Below are 18,060 nucleotides of genomic sequence, written 5' to 3' on the forward strand. Positions count from 1 at the left end.
TATGGGCTATTGTTAATGCACCTGGAATCAATGAGCGCCACACCATGTTGCTGAAGGCACGACGCCACCCGAACACGTCCCGTTATGGAACTATCCGCCAGCATGGTCGGGTGGCCCGTGGCATGGTAGTTTCCACCATGGCTACAGTCCTGGCAGTCGGGTCTGCCGGTGCCTTTGCTTCGGAGTCAGCCGAGGCTGGTGGCACCAATAAGACCTGGAGCAATCAGGTGCGGGATTACGCCACCGAATCCCTGAACGACGAACAGGCGCTGAGCCTCGCGGCCATCCCCATGAACGGGCCGGGCATCGAGCAGTACATCAATGCGGATGCCTTGATGAGCCCCGGCTCTATCATGAAGCTGGTCACCACCTATGCGGCGCTGGAAATACTGGGGCCGACCTATCATTGGGACACCAGCTTCTACACCGATGGCGAGCTTGTGGGCGATACCCTCAACGGCAATTTCTACGTTGACATGGGGGGTGATCCCAAGCTGACCATTGAACGGCTCTGGAGCACCCTGAACGAGCTTCGCGGGATGGGTATCAGTGCCATCAACGGCAACCTGGTGCTGGACGGTGATGTGTTCCGCATCGCAGACGAGCAACCCGTTTTCGACGACAACGGTGACAACCCCCACGCTCCGTTTCTGGTAAAGCCGTCGCCATACCTGAGCAATCTCAACCTCGTTCACTTTCAGGTTCGCGCAGATGAACGCGGAACACAGGCCTGGAGCGCGCCTTCACTGAACGACGTGGTGATCGACAATCGAGTGATCGCTAATGCGGAAGCCCCCTGCCCCGCTCGCCGTCATTTTACCTGGGAGCCGTTTTTTCACGAGGATCACCGGGTCACCGTTCGGGTGTCAGGCGAATTACCGCAGGGCTGCCGCACCACGGCCTATCTGTCGCTTCTGCCTCACGAACAGTACACCGCATCCATGATACGTTCACTGCTGTCAGACATGGGTATCGACATCAACGGTAAGAGCCTGCTGGCCAAAACGCCGGATGACGCCCGCCTGTTGCTGAGGACCACGTCTCCGGATCTGGTAACGATGGTTAGGGACATCAACAAGTGGAGCAGCAACGTGATGGCTCGCCAGTTGCTTCTTACCATCGGTGCCGAGAATCGCCTGGAAGATGAAGAAGACGATCGTGTGGCCGGTATTCGCGTCGTTAACGAGTGGCTACAGGAAAAAGGCGTCAATACCGCTGGCCTGGTGATCGAAAACGGTGCGGGTCTGACACGCGACGGCCGTATTACAGCGCGCCAGGGTGCGCAGATTCTACAGCACGCCTGGAACAGCCCTTTCGCTTCGGACCTGATGGCCTCCATGCCGTTGATTGCGATGGATGGCACCATGGCCAGACGGCTGCGGAATTCCGGCCTGGACGGCAAAGGGCGCATCAAGACAGGTTACCTTGAGAACGTGCGCTCCATTGCAGGCTTCACCCGCGACGACACCGACACCACCTGGGCCATTGTCGGCATGGTCAACAACGACCCTGCCTGGAATGGTCAGGCCGTGCTGGACCGGATTATCTACTCCCTTCACTACCGTCCGCCCACTGGAACCACCCTCTCCAGGGCCCAATCCAGCGGCACAAAAATACGCTGAACCACACCAATAAGCGGTAGCTGCCGGGTTTCGGTGGTTACCGTTCTGTCATTTACCGGCCCAAAGCCCACCCCCCGCACCCGCAACCTTTTGTGGCGCATTCGGCAACAGATCCGTTGTAGCGACGCCTCTCCTTACCAAGTTTATTTCCATACCTTCATGCCGTAATCAGATCCCGCTGCTAATCTTATACGTAGCAGTAGCTGTAGGTGCTTTAATTCGGCGAAGCCTTCAGGAGCGTCGCCACAGACGAGTACCAACAAGAGTCTGGACGGGGCTATATTGCCCCGTTCCTCACTGGAAGGAGATTGTGCATGAGCAAGCATACTTCGATGTTAGGTGCTGCAGGTGTAATCAGCATCGCTGTCATTGCCGGGGGCTGCGCCAGTTCGGTTGAGCGGCCGGATGGTGAACTCCGGTCCGCCGAGTCTGCCATTCAGCAGGCGGTGTCGTCCGATGCCAGGGATTTTGAACCCGTACTCTTGAATCAGGCTCAGAACCGGGTTGCGGATGCCGAGGAATTGATCAATCGCGAACAATACCTTGAAGCAAGCCGCTTACTCGAAAAGGCAGCCGTGGATGCGCAACTGGCCGGCGCTCGCTCGGAAACCGCGAAAGCAAGACAAGCGGTTGATGAGGTCAATCGCAATATTGAGTCTCTTCGCAAGCGAATCGACGAACGCCAGTAAAGGCCTCATCGGAAACGGGAGATGGTTATGAATAAGCGCAACATGACTTTGGGTATGGCAGTAAGCGTTTCTGTCCTCGTGGCAGGCTGCGCCAGCACGCCCCAGGATAACGCAAAGGTCGATGAAGCACGGGCCGCCTATGAGGAAATCCGCAACGACCCGAACGTAGCCCGCAGTGGTGATCGCCAGTTGAGGAACGCAAGGGAGCAATTGTCCCGTGCTGAAACTCTGCTCGCGGACGGTGCGGACGTTACCGAGATTGAACACGCGGCTTATCTTGCCAACCGGCATGCACAAATAGCCGGTGAGCAGGGAGAGCGCGCAGAGCTGCAGGAGCAGATTGATTCCGCGGAAGCGCGTCGCAAGGAGCTGGAACTGCAGATGCGCGCTGACGAAGCGGCACAGGCCAGGCGGGAAGCCAAAGAGCTTCGCCTGCAAATGGAAGCCATGCAGGCAGAGCAAACCGACCGGGGAATGGTGTTGACCCTCGGAGATGTGCTGTTCGATCTCAACAAGGCCGAACTGAAGTCTTCCGGTGAAGCCACTGTCAGGCGATTGGCCGAGTTCATGGCCGAGTATGAAAACCGGCGTGTGCGGGTGGAAGGCTACACCGATAGCACCGGTGAGGCCTCCTACAATCAGGGCCTGTCCGAGCGTCGTGCAGAAGCCGTTCGCGATACCCTTGTCGATATGGGCATCAGCAGAAGCCGCGTTGAGACAAAAGGGTTCGGTGAGCAGTTCCCCGTTGCCAGCAATGACACCTCTGGCGGAAGACAGCAAAATCGCCGGGTAGAGATTGTCATCTCCGACGAAGAGGGCAATATCAAAGCGCGGGAGAATTGATCACCCCGTTGCCACTTACCCATAAAAAAGCCCCGGTTCAACCGGGGCAAGTTTTTTCAAAAGATGCAAAGAATCAACGCTTCAACCTGATTCTAAGGTGTTATACGTCGTTCATCACTTTTGGATCAGGTTACCCGCTTTTCCCGAGGACCGGTCATGATTCGGATTGTTTCCATTGCGCTGCTGGGCCTGGCACTCCTGGCCGGCTGCAGCTCCACCAAGATGGCGTATCGCTATGCGGACTGGGGCATCGTCTGGTGGGTGGACGACTACATACCCATGACCGCCGAACAGGAATCCCGGCTTGAGCAGGACATCCGTGGCCTCCGCCAATGGCATTGCGCCACTGAATTGCCACGCTATTCCGAGTGGCTTGCCCAGTTAAAAAGCGATGTTCGCTCTGGCAACCTGAGTCAATCCACCGTTACCCACCACCAGGAACAGCTGCTTTCCTTTTTTCCCCCACTCATGGAGCGCGCAAGGCCGGCAGCCACACGCCTGTTATCAAGCCTCAGCGATGAACAGGTTCAACAGTTGGCCAGCAATATGGAAGAGAGCCAAAAAGAGCTGGAAGACGAGTTCCTGGCGGACAACCCGGAACAAACCCGGGAAGCCCGGGCCGAGCGCACGATGGAACGGGTTGAACGCTGGCTGGGGTCCCTCAACGAGCGACAGCGTGACACGGTCAACGCCTGGTCGGAAGGCCGGGGCAAGCAGACTGAAATCTGGCTGGAGGGGCGTCGGAATTGGCAACAGGCGTTAATCGATGCCCTGGCAACGCGAGACAGCGACGATTTTTCAGATCGAGTCCATTATCTAATGAGCAACTACGAGGAAGTTCGGGGGGAACGATACCAGCGGATGATGTCGGAAAGCCGGGCAGCCATGGCCGGCCTGATGACCGATTTACTGCAGCAGGCCGACCAGCGCCACCTTGACCACTTGCTGGAACAGGCGGCAACCATGCAGGGCGATTTCGATACCCTCGCCTGCACCAGCGAGGGTACCGGAAGCCTTAACGGCTAACGTCAGGACGCCCGGCTCAGATCGTCAGGTAACCGCCGTCCACGTTAATGCAGGTGCCTGTGGTATAGCTGGAAGCACCCGACGCCAGGTAAAGGACCGTGCCGGCCATTTCGTCCGGGTCTGCCACCCGCTTCATGGGGATGTGGGCCATCGCCTGCTTCTTGATGGCTTCGTTGCTGGTCAGCGCACTGGCGAACTTGGTGTCGGTCAGCCCCGGCAGCAGGGCGTTTACCCGAACCTTCTGCTGCCCCAGTTCCATGGCGAAGGACTTTGTCATGGATATCACCGCTGCTTTGGTGACGGAATAGATACCCTGGAAATGGCCAGGGTTGACGCCATTGACCGAGGCCACGTTGATAATGGACCCACCGCCATTCTTCTTCATGATCTGTGCGCCGCGGGCACACATGAAGAAATAGCCGCGAATGTTCACGTCCACCGTCTTGTGGTAGGCGCCCAGATCCGTGTCTTCGATGGGGCCGAAATAGGGGTTGGCTGCGGCGTTGTTCACCAGAACATCCAGCTTGCCGTGTTTCGATTCGATGTGCTGCCAGATGTCTTCAATCTGATCCATTTCGCCAATGTGGCAGGCATAGGCTTCGGCGCTGCCCCCAGCTTCGCGGATGCTACTGGCAACCGCCTCGCAACCGTCAATCTTGCGGCTGCTGACAATCACATGGGCGCCGTAGTTTGCCAGGGTGCGGGCGATGCTCTCGCCGATGCCACGGCTGGCGCCGGTGATCAGGGCCACTTTCCCACTCAGATCAAACAGGTCTTGCTTACTCATTCTTCACCTCAGTTCGTTATCGGAAGGTCACCAGGGAGGGATCTTCGGCTTCCAGGTGACTGTAATTGTTGAACACCGCCAGGCTGCGCCGGGCCCCGGAATGCAGAACCCGGGTAACACTGGTATTGGCAATCACGGAATTCATATCCAGGGCCTTGCGATCACTCAGTTCCAGAAGATGCTGGGCGATCACGGCAATCGGGCCGCCGGATGTGGATACCAGGGTCTCGCCACCATCGGCATACTCAATCAGTTGCTCCAGCGACGTAATCACCCGCTGACGGAACGCTTGCCAACTTTCGGTGTATTCGTGATCGTGTCCGCCACTGACCCAGCGCTGCATCGCTTCCTCGAACACCTGCTGGAACGCCCTTGCCGGCTTGGGGAAGGCTGCCAGATCACGCGCCATGCGTTCGCGGTCTTGCCACTCGGGGTGCAAACGCTCCACCACCTGGGTATGATCAAACTCGTTGAAGCCATCCACCGCCTGCATGTCTGGCAGTGCATCACCGTAACCACTGGCGATCGCCTCTACCGTTTCCCTATGGCGCTCCATGTTGCCGCCGAAGACCGCGTTGGGCGTCACCTTGCCCGCAAGCCACCGGCCGAGGACACGCCCCTGCTCCCAGCCACGAGGAGAAAGCTGGTCATAGTTTTCCTTGCCGAAACTGGCCTGCCCGTGGCGAATCAGATAGATCGTTGCCATTACAGGTCACTCGCCTCGATCAGTCGCTGACAGCGTTTTTCCAGGTAGTTCGCGGCATGGCCAAAGGCGGCGAATCGCTTGTCTTTGGTCTGGCCGTGGTAAAAACGGTAATAGATCTGCTGGACGATCACCGCCAGCCGGAACAGGCCATAGATCTCGTAGAAATCGAAGTTGTCGATCTTGCGGCCGGATTTCTCCGCGTAGTAAGCAACCACTTCCTTGCGGGTCAGCATGCCCGGCTGGTGGGTGGGCTGGCGACGCAACATCTGGAACGGGCCTTCGTCGTCGGCCTGGATCCAATAAGCCAGGCTGTTGCCCAGATCCATCAATGGGTCGCCAATGGTGGCCATTTCCCAGTCCAGTACACCGATGACCTCGAACGGGTTGTCCTGGTTGAGCACGACGTTGTCGAAGCGAAAGTCGTTGTGGATGACCACCTGGGCGACATCGTCCGGCATCTTGTCATCCAGCCAGCCCATCACCGCTTCAAAGTCGCCGACATCGTCGGTCTTGGCCTTGCGGAAACGGTCGCTCCAGCCACCAATCTGCCGCTGCACGTAACCGGCACCCTTGCCCAGCTTATCCAGGCCGGTGGCCTTGGCGTCGACATTGTGGAGATCCACCAGCTTGTCGATCACATTCAGGCACAGCTTGCGGGTATCGCCCTCACTAAGCTCGAAGTCCTTGGGAAAGTCCTGGCGCAGAATGATGCCTTTCAAGCGCTCCATGACATAGAAATCGCAACCCAGAACGTCGTGATCGTCGCAGATGGCGACAATGTTCGGAACATACGGGAATTCGGGCTTGAGAGCCCGCATTACCTTGGCTTCCCGCAGCATGTCGTGTGCAGACTTGGCAATATGGCCAAACGGCGGGCGCCGCAACACGTAGGAACGCTCACCGTAATCCACCTGATACGTCAGATTGGATGCACCACCGGGATACTGTTTGATCGCAGGCGCGCCTTCCAGGTCCGGGATGGCCTGCTTCATGAAGCGGTCAACGGCCGCAATATCCAGCTCTTCACCTTCGCGGATATCAACAGCCTGGTCGATCTGGGTCATACGGCTCTCCCTTACTTCCTGATTCTGTGTTAAATAATGACTTAGGCCTTGCCGCCCATTTTCTTCATCCAGCGCTTGCTTTCCTGGTACATCAACCAGTCAAACGCCTTGGGCGCGTGGCGTTTGAGTACCCACATGCGACGCTCTTTGGCGTGTGGCAGCACCCAGAAATCGCCTTTCTCTACCGAGCGGACAATATCCTCGGCCACGTTTTCAGCAGTGATGGTGGAGCGTTTCATCAGTTTGTTGACGTTCTGCTGAATGCCCGGAATATCCGACCGCATGCTGCTGGTCAGATTGGTCTGGAAAAACGCCGGGCATACGCAGCTAACGTGTATACCGGAGTCTCGCAGCTCCTGGCTGAGGGTTTCCGAGAGCGCAATCACACCGGCCTTAGACACATTGTAGCTGTCCATCAACGGCGCGAGCATAAGCCCGGCCATGGAGGCGATGTTCACGAACGCGCCGGAGCCCTGCTTCTTGAACTGCGGGGTAAAGGCCTTGCAGCCACGAACGACACCCAACACGTTGATGTCCATGATCCATTCCCAATCGGCCATGGTGGTGTCTTCAATCGAGCCCGCGGAAGCGACACCAGCGTTGTTCACCACCACGTCTACCCCGCCCCATTTGCCGGTGAGATCCTCGCAGATCTTCTCAAGGTCGGTCAGCCGGCGCACATCGCACTCAACAAAGTAACCTTCGCCACCCGCGTTGTTGATCTCCTGCTCTACGGCAATGCCCTGCTCGGGATTAATATCGCCAATACAGACCTTGGCGCCTTCTTTGGCATACCGCAATGCAATAGCCCGGCCCAGGCCGCTGGCCCCGCCGGTAATAAATACTCGCTGTGTCATCGTTGTCTTCCGCTGTTTTCTATCGTTTTTAGTTTCGGTGCAAGAGCCCGCGATGGCCCCACATGCCGACTCCCTGAGTTAGCAGGGGACGGAGGGGGGCTGTTTCAGAAACTGTACGGAGCCATGGATGGCGGAGTCCAAGCGCCACATGGATGTGCCGAAGGAGCGTGTTTCTGAAACAGCCTCCCTCCGTCCCCAGGCACCCAAGCTTCAGTTCCGGTATTTAGCCAGCTCCAGACGAGCAACCATCGCACGGTGAACCTCATCCGGGCCATCAGCCAGGCGCAAAACCCGAGCATAGGCGAACAGCTGGGTCAGCGGGAAATCATCGTCGCTGACACCCGCACCACCGTGAATCTGAATCGTATCGTCCACAATCTGCTGAAGCATCTTCGGAATAACCGCCTTAATCATGGACACTTCCTGCAAGGCTCCAGAGATACCCTTGGTATCCAATGCCCAGGCGCATTTCAGCGTCAGCAAACGCGCCTGCTCAATCGCCATACGGGCATTGGCAATCACATCCGGATTACCGCCCAGTTTAGCGATCGGCCGACCAAACGCCTCACGACTGGTCGCCCTTTTGATCATCAGTTCCAGAGTACGCTCCGCCGCACCGATGGCACGCATACAGTGGTGAACACGCCCCGGCCCAAGACGGCCCTGGGCAATCTCGAAGCCACGGCCGGGGCCCGCAATAAATGCAGTCTTGGGCAGGCGCACGTTGTCGAAGGACACAACACCGTGACCGTAGGGCTCGTCGTAGGCGCCGAACACCGGCAGCATTCGCTCAATTTTGACCCCAGGGGTATCCAGCGGCACCAACACCATGGAATGACGGCGGTGCTTGTGGGCATCCGGATCGGTCAGGCCCATGAAAATGGCAACCTTGCAATCCGGGTGGCCAACGCCAGTGCTCCACCATTTGCGACCGTTGAGAACAACCTCGTCGCCATCCACAGTGGCCGTGGCTTCCATGTTGGTGGCGTCTGAAGATGCCACAGCTGGCTCTGTCATGCAGAAAGCGGAGCGTACTTCACCGCTTTGCAGACGGGGCAGCCACTCGGCTTTCTGCTCTTCGGAGCCGTAGTGGATCAGCACTTCCATGTTGCCGGTGTCCGGCGCGTTGCAGTTGAAGATTTCCGGGGCAATGAAGCTGCGGCCAGTTTCTTCGGCAATCAGGGCATAGTCGGAGTTGAGAAGCCCACACCCGTATTTCTCATCCGGGAAGAACATGTTCCACAGGCCCTGTGCTTTGGCCTTTGCTTTCAGTTCCTTGATGATGGGCAACACCACCCAGCGGTTTTCCTGCGCCATCAGTTCCTTATGGTACTGCTCTTCAATCGGGAAGATTTCTTCCTGCATGAAAGTTTTGACGCGCTTGAGATAGTCCTGGCCCTTCTCGGAAATACTGAAATCCATTGCCATGTCCTCTTGGTTTGACCGATATCGAGCCAGTCTAGTTTTCTATCCACTATTACGCGACTGAATAATTCTTATCATCTATCATAAGACTGGCTTATTCGCGAAGGGGAGATGCTTATGGCACTGAATCGACTGGACCTGAACCTGCTGCATGTATTCGACACCATCTACCGGGAGGGCAGTCTGACCCGTGCCGCCCGGGCCCTCCACCTCACCCAGCCGGCGGTCAGCCATTCCCTGTCACGTCTGCGGGAGCATTTTGATGACCCATTGTTCAGTCGTCAGGGCAACCAGATGGTGCCCACTCCCCTGGCCCGTCGTTTCCTGGAGTCCATGCGCCCAGGGTTGACCCAGATACAGAGTGCGGTGAACCAGTTCCACGCCTTCGACCCGGCCAATCAGCGCAAAACCTATTCGCTGGCCTTGCGGGACATCCTCGAGTCGACGTTCCTGCCCAAACTGATGGGCCGGCTGGAAAGCTACCCTGAGTTGGAGATTGTCAGCCAGCGGGTGCCCCGGCGGGATATGGAAACCCAGCTAGCAGCGGGCAAATTGGATTTTGCGGTGGATGTGCTGTTGCCGGTCAGCAATCAGACGGGCCATGAACTATTGCGACACGACAGGTTGGTGGTGCTGGCGAGAAAGGGCCACCCGCTTACCGGCGGCGGCTTGACCTTGGACAAGTATCTCGAAGCCAAGCATGTACTGGTTTCGTCCCGGTCGGAGGGCCCCGGCATTGAGGACTTTGAGCTTTCACGGTTCGGAGTGCAGCGAAACATTCGCCTGCGATGCCAGCACTACTACGCCGCCTGCCGGGTGGCTGAGGGAACCGACCTGTTGCTGACCATGCCGGAAAACTACGCGCGGATCATCGCGGAACGGGCTGACATCGATATTCTGACCACTCCGGTGGACCTACCCGGTATCGATGTGCATCTATACTGGCACAAGGCCTATGAAAGGGAGCCAGCGCTCATCTGGTTCCGGGAGCAGTTGGCCAGCATCGTGTGAGCGCCACCTTCAGTAGGCCCCCACCAATTTCAGGAAACCAAGAAATCCGGCGGCGGTAATACCCAGTGACGCTACAACAATGCCGAAGCCCCACCAGATCGCGGCCCCATCAGACACCTCAGTGTCGTGCCCTCGCAAGGTGCGGTAGAACGCCCAGGGGCCAAGAATAAAGGCACCCAACACCGCAAACACCAGCCCCACACTGACGCCCGCAAATGTCCAGGTGGCCAGCACCGTGGCGCGATCAGATACCTGCTCCTTGACGCCATGGCGAAGCAGGAACTGTTTGCAGAAGAACCAGATCAGCGCGAACAGGATGATGACAAACAACAGTCCGCCAACGACGGTAATCAGGCGATAGAACAAGGCAAATCCTCAGTAAAATTAGTCAACCACAGCACTATAACCAGCAATCCATAACTGGTAAAACAAACGAGGGATTAAATGGTGTGGAATCCCCATGGCACATGACTACACTGAATCACACGACTGACTCTACGATCACAGCAACAGGAAGGAGTATCCGGAATGGCCCAGAAAACCCGAATTGCGGTGACCCCCGGTGATGGCATCGGTCCTGAAGTGGTTGCCGAGGCGGTACACTGCCTGGAGACCCTGCGCAAACGACACGATTTGCCGATGGAGTGGACACGCTTTCCCTGGCCATCCCATGCCTGGCACGAAGAGAATGGCGAATCCATGCCGGCTGATGCTCTGGACCAATTAAAATCCTATGATGCGATTCTGTTGGGTGCCCTGGGCGACCCCGGCCCGGTCGACGACCCTGACCGTTACCTGCTGCCAGACAGCATCTCCCTGGCCCCCCTGCTGGACATGCGCAAGGGATTTGATCAGTGGGTTTGCGAACGGCCCGCCAGACTGCTTCCCGGTGCCCGTCAGTATCTGGCGGATGAGCGCGCCAAAGACATCGACATGCTGGTGATTCGAGAAAACAGCGAGGGCGAGTACGTTAGCCAGGGCGGGCGGCTCCGTAAGGGCGCACCGGATGAAGTGGCTACCCAGATGGAAGTATTCACCCGCCGGGCAACCGACCGGATTATCCGCTATGGCTTCGAGCAGGCCCGCCTGCGAGCCGCCGCACGCGCCGAAGAAGGCCGCACCCGACACTTCCGTACTCTGGAAGGTAAAACCTGCGAAAGCCAGGTGTGCATCGTGACCAAACGCAATGCCCTGCGCTATTGGGGCGACATGTACACCGAAGCCTTCGAAGAAATGGCGAAACAGTACCCCGACGTAGCAACGCACCACGAACTGGTGGATGCGGCCTGCATGAAGTTCGTCCAGGCGCCCTGGGCGTTCGATGTGGTGGTGGCCAGCAACCTGCAGGGTGACATCCTGACCGACCTGGCAGCCGTATTGTCCGGCGGCATGGGCGTGGCGCCCTCCTGCAACCTGAATCCCGACGAAAACGGCATGCCCTCGATGTTCGAGCCAACCCATGGCAGCGCACCGGATATTGCCGGCCAGGGCCTGGCCGACCCCACAGCAATGCTGTTCACCACGGCACGCATGCTGGAGTGGCTGGGGCGGAAGGACCCGGCTGTGGCCGCGGCCGGGCGGGAATTGTTTGACGCAGTAGCCGCTGATCTGGCGGAGAACGCCGGCAAATCCAGGGGTACACAGGAAATCGGCGCCGCCGTGCGCGAGCGCCTGGAGTCACTTACTCGGCCATAACGAACTCAAGCCGCCCGGGCGCAACCCTCACGTCCATGGGCACCATGCCGAACATTCGCTGGGTGAAGTCCGCTTCATCCAGCCGATACACCGGCATGGTTTCCAGCATCTGGGCAACCACCCTCATGACGTTATCCGTAACCGGTTTGAGATCCCCTTTGAAAAACGACGAATCGATACTGCTTTCCAACAGTTGCAGCCGCCGAATGTAGATCGCTTTCTCCTTACTGTCGTAAACAGGCGCTCCTTCCACTTTCAGGGCAATATCGACTGGCAGCTTTGCCATCAGCGCATTCAGGGCGACCTGTCCTCTCAGGTCAATGACCGCCACGTCACGGCCATCCGGGCCAAGGGTAATGTCCGCATTGCTCAGGCTCAGGCTAAGTGGCGACCCGCTCTGCAGCTGCCGGCGATCAAAGTCACTGACGGTATCCTGAAAGTGGCGCTCCAACGTCGCTTCGGAAATGGAATAGGGTGACAGGCTGGCACAGCCGCCTAGAACAAACATGGATAACAGAATAACGGCCGAAAACAGGCGGGTTGATGCGTTGACCATCGAAAGACTCTCCTTTGCAGTTCCTCCTATCCTGAGCCAAGGTGGCTGCCCGGGCAAGCCGGGCAGGTTAATCATCGTTCAGGAATGAATAGACACCGCCGAAGGTTGGCGGGCGGTTATTCGTTCTCGGCCCGGACGGTCACGGAGGGGGTCAGGTTCTCGTCGAGGACCACGTGGACCAGGATGGGCTGACAGCACACCTGGCAGTCCTCCACGTACTCCTGATCTTCCACCGAAGGGTCGACGCTGAGATCCAGCGTCTCCCAACAGTAGGGGCATTGCACAAGCACTGAGTCCAGAGCCGACATGACGGTCAGAACTGCTGCTTGGCCATCCAGGGGATGATCCGGTCGAAGGCTTCATCCAGTTTCTCGCACGTGGTCGAGAAACTGATCCGAACGGCGTTCGTGCACCCTTCCCCGAAGGCATCTCCCGGCACCAGGCAAACACCCGTTTCCTTGAGCATTCGCAGCGCCAGATCGGAGCCGTCCACGTGGGGCGGCAAATCCGGGAACGCAAAGAAGGCGCCACCGGGTTTGTACCCTGTCAGATACGGTGTCTGGTCGACCAATTCCACCACCTTGTCGCGGCGTTCACGGTAGATGTCCACCATGTTCTTGACGCATTGCTGGTCTCCGGTGAGTGCCGCGACGCCCGCGAACTGGGACGGCGTGTTGGCGACAGAGGTGGTGAACATGTGGAAACGCCGCAGCGACTTGATCGCCGCCTGGCTTGCAATCACCCAACCTACCCGCAACCCGGCCATACTGTAGGTCTTCGAGAAGCTGCTGATGCACATGATGTTGTCCAGGTCCATTGAGCAGTTCAATACACTGGCGAAGTCGTCATCGTCAAAGATGAGGTGATCATAGACCTCGTCGGCGTATACCTGGATTCCCCGGTAGGCGCACTCTTCCAGAATGGTCTCGACGGTAGTGCGGGGGTATACGGCCCCGGTGGGGTTATTGGGGTTGTTCAGGATCAGCGCAAACGTGCGCGGTCCCATGGCCCGGATTACTTCGTCCGGATCCAACTGGTGGTCGTTATCCGCCCGGGTGGGCACAAACTTGACCTCACCACCGTTCATGCGAATCAGCGGTGCGTAAAGCAGGAACGACGGGTCAGTCACGATGAACTGCCGGCCTGGCGCAGACGTCGCCGAAATCGCCAGGTACATCGCCTCGGTCGCCCCGCTGGTGATCAGGATGTTGTCCCGGGTCAGCTTGCGATCGTAGCGTGCGCCGTAGTAATCCCGCAGGGCAACCAATAACTCGGGCAGGCCCGCGTCCATGGTGTACCCCGTCTGCCCGGCATTGAGCGCGTCAATATAAGCGTCAATGACATGCTTGGGGGTTGGCAAATCCGGCTGACCGATGGAAAGATGAATGACATCCTTCATGGTGGCCGCCATATTCACCATGCGACGAATGCCCGGCACCGGAACCGCCTGCATCGCCGGGTTCCAACTGGCCTTGTTCTTCCGGTATTTCACTTTACGCGGTTTGGTCTGGCCGGTTTCTCGATTGGCGGCTTCTGCCATAAACACCTCCTGGACGCGGGGCAAAATAGTAGCTACTCCTGCAGGTTAGTCAGTAAACAGGGGCCGTACAAGACATAAAACAGAAAGATTGGATTACCGGAACGAAACGCCGTAGTACCCGCTATAACAAGGGCTACGACCTTTATCTTATATGGGGTCAGGTTGACCAGTTCAGGCTCAGATACCAGACTGTAGACTCGACATCCGGACTGTCGATTCCCGCGGCCGGACGCGGACAAACTGCATTGGCGGAGGACAGATGACCCAACACAGCAAACCGGTTGTAACCGTTCTGACAGCACCCGGTGAAAACGAGCCTCCTGGCATGGATGCCCTGCGGGCACGAGCAGAGGTTCGCTTTGCCTCTGACGAGCCCACTCTGCGGGACACCTTGCCGGGCACCGACGTAATGATGGTGACGGACTTTCGTACCGAGGCCCTGGCCGCCGCCTGGCCGTCAGCGGACAAACTGCAGTGGATCCACGCCACCAGTGCCGGCGTGGATGCCTTGATGTTCCCGGACCTTATTGAAGGCGATGTCACCGTGACCAACGCCCGGGGCATCTTCGACCGCACCATTGCCGAGTACGTGCTGTGCACGATTCTGATGTTCGCCAAGGATTTTCCCCGCTCCCTGCGCCTGCAGGCAGAGCACAAATGGCAGCACCGGGACACCGAAAGAGCTGAAGGCAAACAGGTACTGATCGTTGGCGCCGGTTCCATCGGCGGGCAGATTGCCCGGCTATGCAAGGCCGCCGGCCTGAAACCCCACGGTATTGCCCGCAAACCCCGCCAAGACGATCCGGATTTTGTCGCGGTTCACGGCAATGACGACCTCACCGAGCAACTGGGCCTGGCGGATTTCGTAGTCATCGCCGCCCCACTGACCCCCCAGACCGAAGGCCTATTCAACGAAAAAGCCTTCAAGGCCATGCGCAAGTCCGCCCGCCTGATCAACATTGGTCGCGGGCCCGTGGTGAAAACCGACGACCTGATTGCCGCCCTGAATAACGGCGACATCGCTGGCGCGGCGCTAGACGTGTTCGAGGAAGAACCCCTACCGGCGGATCATCCGCTCTGGGATATGGAAAATGTCATCATGACCGCCCACATGTCTGGCGATTTTATCGGCTGGAAACGGGCGCTGACCGACCAGTTCCTGGAGAACCTGGACCGCTGGCATCAGGGTGAGGAGCTGTTCAATCTGGTGGATAAGAAATTGGGGTATGCCAGTAAAAAGTGAGCACGCCCGCTCAAACAAAAAAAAGCGGAAATCCCATTCGCAGGGATTTCCGCTTTTTCAATTCAATAGAACCTCTGGGCCAATCAGCTACCAGACAACGACGTATCCGAAGGATCTATCTCCATTTGCTGGATCGCAATTACCGCCTGGGTCCGGTTGCGAACCCCCAGCTTCCGGAACACCGCCGTGATATGGGCCTTGATGGTAGCCTCTGAGACGTCCAGATCATAAGCGATCTGTTTGTTCAAAAGCCCCTCAGCCAGCATACCCAGCACCCGGAACTGCTGCGGCGTCAGTGACGCCAGTTTTTCGGAGAAGTCCGTCATGTCCGAATGCATCCGCTCGATCTTGTCCGCCACACCCTCCGGCAACCAGACGTCTCCTTCCAGGACTGCCTGAATCGCCTCGGTGATGGTTGGCAGAGGCGCCGACTTCGGAATAAAGCCCGACGCCCCATAGTCGATCGAACGGCGCATCACCTGCATTTCTTCCGATCCTGACACCACCACCACTGGCAGGCCGGGGTACTGCCCGCGCATGAACACGAGCCCCGAAAAGCCGTGGGCGCCCGGCATGTTCAGATCCAGCAACACCAGATCCGCATCCGGATGCGACTCTACCGCCGCCTGCAGCGCCTTGATGCTGTCCACTTCCACTGTCTTGGCATCAGGTACCGCCTGACTGACCGCCTGTTTCAGAGCTGCCCGAAACAGCGGGTGATCATCGGCGACGATAATAGTTTGTGTCATTCAACAGATTCCTCACAGGGTCACAGCCTGATAGCAAGCAGGCCTTACTTGTTCGCACGACCGCTTATCAGGTCATCCACCACGCCCGGGTCCGCCAGAGTGGAGGTGTCGCCCAGCTGATCGTGCTCATTGGATGCGATTTTACGCAAAATACGACGCATAATCTTGCCAGAACGAGTCTTGGGCAGTCCAGGCGCCCACTGAATTACGTCCGGAGACGCAATCGGCCCGATTTCCTTGCGCACCCACTGGACCAGTTCCTTCTTCAACTCGTCGCTGGGTTCCTCGCCATGAACCAGGGTTACATAGACATAAATGCCCTGCCCCTTGATTTCGTGGGGGTAACCAACCACAGCTGCTTCGGCAACCTTGTTGTGGGCTACCAGGGCGCTCTCAACCTCAGCGGTCCCCAGGCGGTGGCCGGACACGTTCAGAACATCGTCCACCCGGCCGGTGATCCAGTAGTAGCCGTCTTCATCACGACGGGCACCGTCGCCAGTAAAGTACATTCCCTTGTAGGTACTGAAGTAGGTTTGCTTGAAGCGCTCATGATCACCGTAGATGGTGCGCATCTGGCCAGGCCAGCTGTCCAGGATCACCAGGTTGCCCTCAGTCTTGCCTTCCAGGATATTGCCGTCATTATCCACCAGTGCCGGCTTGACGCCGAAGAACGGCACAGTCGCGGAACCCGGTTTCAGATCGATGGCGCCCGGCAGCGGCGAAATCAGGATGCCGCCAGTTTCCGTCTGCCACCAGGTGTCTACAATCGGGCACTTGCTGTTACCGATTACGCGATGGTACCACTCCCAGGCTTCCGGGTTGATCGGCTCACCCACCGAACCCAGCAGGCGCAAACTGTCGCGGGTGGTGCCGTTCATGCAGGACTCACCTTCGGCCATCAAGGCACGGATGGCGGTAGGTGCGGTGTACAGGATATTGACCTTGTGCTTGTCCACCACCTGACCCATACGGGAGGTATCCGGGTAGTTGGGTACACCTTCAAACAGGACGGTGACAGCACCATTGGCAAGCGGGCCGTACAGAATGTAGCTGTGACCGGTGACCCAGCCAAAGTCCGCCGTACACCAGTAGACGTCGCCATCGTGGTAATCGAAGACGTATTCGTGGGTCATGGAGGTAAAGACCATGTAGCCACCGGTGGTATGCAATACGCCTTTCGGGGCGCCAGTGGAGCCGGAGGTGTACAGCATGAACAGCGGATCTTCGGCGTTCATGGGTTCTGCAGGGCAATCCGTGGACGCGCCCTTCATCAGCTCCTCGTAACTCTCGTCACGACCGTCTTTCCAGGGCACATCACCGCCGGTACGCTTGACCACGATAACCTTGTCCACATCTGCGCCGGCTTCCTTACTCAACGCAGCGTCGACGTTTTTCTTGAGAGGAATCTTGCGGCCGCCGCGGACACCTTCATCAGCCGTTACCACGAATCGGGATTTACCATTAGCAATCCGGGCACCCAGTGCTTCCGGAGAAAACCCGCCGAAGACAACAGAATGGATAGCGCCGATGCGGGCACAGGCCAGCATGGCAACACCCGTTTCAACAATCATGGGCATGTAGATAGTGACAACATCGCCCTTCTTGACGCCCTGATCTTTCAGAACGTTCGCGAACTTACAGGTTTCTTCGTACAGTTCGCGGTAGGTCACGTTGCGGGAATCGGCCGGGTCGTCGCCCTCGAAAATGATGGCTGTCTGATCACCGCGCTTTTCCAGGTGACGGTCCAGGCAGTTAGCGGCGGCGTTCAGTTGGCCGTCTTCAAACCATTTGATGGATAGGTTGTCGTAGTCGTAGGTGGTATTTTTCACCTTCGAGAAGGGCTTGATCCAGTCCAGTCGCTTGCCGTGTTCAGCCCAGAAGGTCTCCGGGTCATTCACCGACTGTTGGTACATCTTCTCGTACTGATCCCGGTTTAGCAGGGCCCGTTTGGCCACGTCCGGACTTACCGGATAAACCTGTTTATCAGTCATTGTGCTCCCCCTTATTAGTCAGAGTCTGTTGTCATTATCGGTTATTTAATAAAGAGCGTGACGGGCAAAAAAGCCCTGAAGACGGATACCCATAGTTCAACACGCGTGCCAGTGAACAATGAATTAGACTAACGTCCCAATCCGCCAGCACTTTTAGCTAGAATGACGGTCTCACGAGGGGTGACCCTATGTTCTGGAGCCTGCCCTAAAGGATAGACCCGCCAGCGGAAACAACAAGTGAGGTTCCGCCCCCCCG

General features: G+C 57.8%; 18 protein-coding genes. 7 read left to right on the forward strand and 11 right to left on the reverse strand.

All coding sequences use genetic code 11. The features are described from left to right. The first annotated feature begins 44 nt into the window (after positions 1–44). The 4 genes from dacB to B3M52_RS12460 all read left to right on the forward strand — a co-directional run bounded on the left by dacB (position 45) and on the right by B3M52_RS12460 (position 4,180). A complete protein-coding gene (dacB, locus tag B3M52_RS12445) occupies positions 45–1,622 on the forward strand; it encodes a D-alanyl-D-alanine carboxypeptidase/D-alanyl-D-alanine endopeptidase (RefSeq protein ID WP_151981582.1) in 1,578 nt (525 codons plus the stop codon). Between the two features lie 314 nt (positions 1,623–1,936). Further along, complete coding sequence (locus tag B3M52_RS12450) at positions 1,937–2,311, forward strand: DUF4398 domain-containing protein (protein WP_036204295.1); 375 nt, start codon at positions 1,937–1,939, stop codon at positions 2,309–2,311. A 27-nt stretch (positions 2,312–2,338) separates the two neighbouring features. After that, positions 2,339–3,154: an OmpA family protein gene (locus tag B3M52_RS12455; RefSeq protein WP_041336782.1), complete on the forward strand. Its 816-nt coding sequence runs from the start codon at positions 2,339–2,341 to the stop codon at positions 3,152–3,154. A 156-nt stretch (positions 3,155–3,310) separates the two neighbouring features. Next, positions 3,311–4,180, forward strand: a complete 870-nt coding sequence (locus tag B3M52_RS12460; RefSeq protein WP_075195957.1) for a DUF6279 family lipoprotein — start codon at positions 3,311–3,313, stop codon at positions 4,178–4,180. Positions 4,181–4,196: 16 nt separating this feature from the next. Here B3M52_RS12460 and B3M52_RS12465 read toward each other — a convergent pair whose 3' ends face one another. The 5 genes from B3M52_RS12465 to B3M52_RS12485 all read right to left on the reverse strand — a co-directional run bounded on the left by B3M52_RS12465 (position 4,197) and on the right by B3M52_RS12485 (position 9,016). Beyond that, positions 4,197–4,967 carry an SDR family oxidoreductase gene (locus tag B3M52_RS12465; RefSeq protein WP_036204289.1) on the reverse strand — a complete coding sequence of 257 codons (771 nt, stop codon included), beginning with the start codon at positions 4,965–4,967 and terminating at the stop codon, positions 4,197–4,199. Positions 4,968–4,983: 16 nt separating this feature from the next. After that, on the reverse strand, positions 4,984–5,673 hold the full coding sequence (locus B3M52_RS12470; RefSeq protein ID WP_151981588.1) for a histidine phosphatase family protein: 690 nt from the start codon (positions 5,671–5,673) through the stop codon (positions 4,984–4,986). Then, entirely contained in the window at positions 5,673–6,737 is a 1,065-nt protein-coding gene (locus B3M52_RS12475) for a phosphotransferase family protein (RefSeq protein WP_151981590.1), read from the reverse strand. The genes B3M52_RS12470 and B3M52_RS12475 overlap by 1 nt, the downstream gene beginning before the upstream one ends. 41 nt (positions 6,738–6,778) lie before the next feature. Beyond that, positions 6,779–7,594, reverse strand: a complete 816-nt coding sequence (locus B3M52_RS12480; RefSeq protein ID WP_085681462.1) for an SDR family oxidoreductase — start codon at positions 7,592–7,594, stop codon at positions 6,779–6,781. 210 nt (positions 7,595–7,804) lie between these two features. Next, a complete protein-coding gene (locus tag B3M52_RS12485) occupies positions 7,805–9,016 on the reverse strand; it encodes an acyl-CoA dehydrogenase family protein (protein WP_036204281.1) in 1,212 nt (403 codons plus the stop codon). A 120-nt stretch (positions 9,017–9,136) separates the two neighbouring features. Between B3M52_RS12485 and B3M52_RS12490 the strand changes: the two genes are divergently transcribed. Next, positions 9,137–10,030 carry a LysR family transcriptional regulator gene (locus B3M52_RS12490; protein WP_085681464.1) on the forward strand — a complete coding sequence of 298 codons (894 nt, stop codon included), beginning with the start codon at positions 9,137–9,139 and terminating at the stop codon, positions 10,028–10,030. Positions 10,031–10,039: 9 nt separating this feature from the next. Here the strand turns inward: B3M52_RS12490 and B3M52_RS12495 are convergent, their stop codons facing one another. Beyond that, positions 10,040–10,396: a hypothetical protein gene (locus tag B3M52_RS12495; RefSeq protein WP_036204277.1), complete on the reverse strand. Its 357-nt coding sequence runs from the start codon at positions 10,394–10,396 to the stop codon at positions 10,040–10,042. A gap of 162 nt (positions 10,397–10,558) precedes the next feature. Here B3M52_RS12495 and B3M52_RS12500 point away from each other — a divergent pair, with 162 nt between their 5' ends. Beyond that, the gene (locus B3M52_RS12500; protein WP_075195961.1) at positions 10,559–11,725 is read left to right on the forward strand and encodes an isocitrate/isopropylmalate dehydrogenase family protein; all 1,167 of its coding nucleotides are present in this window, start codon (positions 10,559–10,561) and stop codon (positions 11,723–11,725) included. Here the strand turns inward: B3M52_RS12500 and B3M52_RS12505 are convergent. The 3 genes from B3M52_RS12505 to B3M52_RS12515 all read right to left on the reverse strand — a co-directional run bounded on the left by B3M52_RS12505 (position 11,712) and on the right by B3M52_RS12515 (position 13,821). Further along, positions 11,712–12,281, reverse strand: coding sequence for a DUF1439 domain-containing protein (locus B3M52_RS12505; protein ID WP_036204273.1), 570 nt, complete (start codon positions 12,279–12,281; stop codon positions 11,712–11,714). The two genes, B3M52_RS12500 and B3M52_RS12505, sit on opposite strands and share 14 nt — an antisense overlap. Before the next feature lie 116 nt (positions 12,282–12,397). Further along, the gene (locus tag B3M52_RS12510) at positions 12,398–12,589 is read right to left on the reverse strand and encodes a CPXCG motif-containing cysteine-rich protein (RefSeq protein WP_007152033.1); all 192 of its coding nucleotides are present in this window, start codon (positions 12,587–12,589) and stop codon (positions 12,398–12,400) included. Between the two features lie 5 nt (positions 12,590–12,594). After that, positions 12,595–13,821 (reverse strand): pyridoxal phosphate-dependent aminotransferase, encoded by a 1,227-nt coding sequence (locus B3M52_RS12515; RefSeq protein ID WP_036204271.1) that lies wholly within the window; start codon positions 13,819–13,821, stop codon positions 12,595–12,597. Positions 13,822–14,080: 259 nt separating this feature from the next. Here B3M52_RS12515 and B3M52_RS12520 point away from each other — a divergent pair, with 259 nt between their 5' ends. Continuing rightward, the gene (locus tag B3M52_RS12520; protein WP_075195962.1) at positions 14,081–15,064 is read left to right on the forward strand and encodes a D-2-hydroxyacid dehydrogenase; all 984 of its coding nucleotides are present in this window, start codon (positions 14,081–14,083) and stop codon (positions 15,062–15,064) included. An 83-nt stretch (positions 15,065–15,147) separates the two neighbouring features. Here B3M52_RS12520 and B3M52_RS12525 read toward each other — a convergent pair whose 3' ends face one another. Next, complete coding sequence (locus tag B3M52_RS12525) at positions 15,148–15,813, reverse strand: LuxR C-terminal-related transcriptional regulator (RefSeq protein ID WP_007152036.1); 666 nt, start codon at positions 15,811–15,813, stop codon at positions 15,148–15,150. A 44-nt stretch (positions 15,814–15,857) separates the two neighbouring features. After that, positions 15,858–17,804 carry an acetate--CoA ligase gene (gene acs / locus B3M52_RS12530; protein WP_151981596.1) on the reverse strand — a complete coding sequence of 649 codons (1,947 nt, stop codon included), beginning with the start codon at positions 17,802–17,804 and terminating at the stop codon, positions 15,858–15,860. Positions 17,805–18,060 lie beyond the last annotated feature (256 nt).

It is taken from the genome of Marinobacter sp. UBA2688 (assembly GCF_002352785.1).
Taxonomy (GTDB): Bacteria; Pseudomonadota; Gammaproteobacteria; order Pseudomonadales; family Oleiphilaceae; genus Marinobacter; species Marinobacter salarius.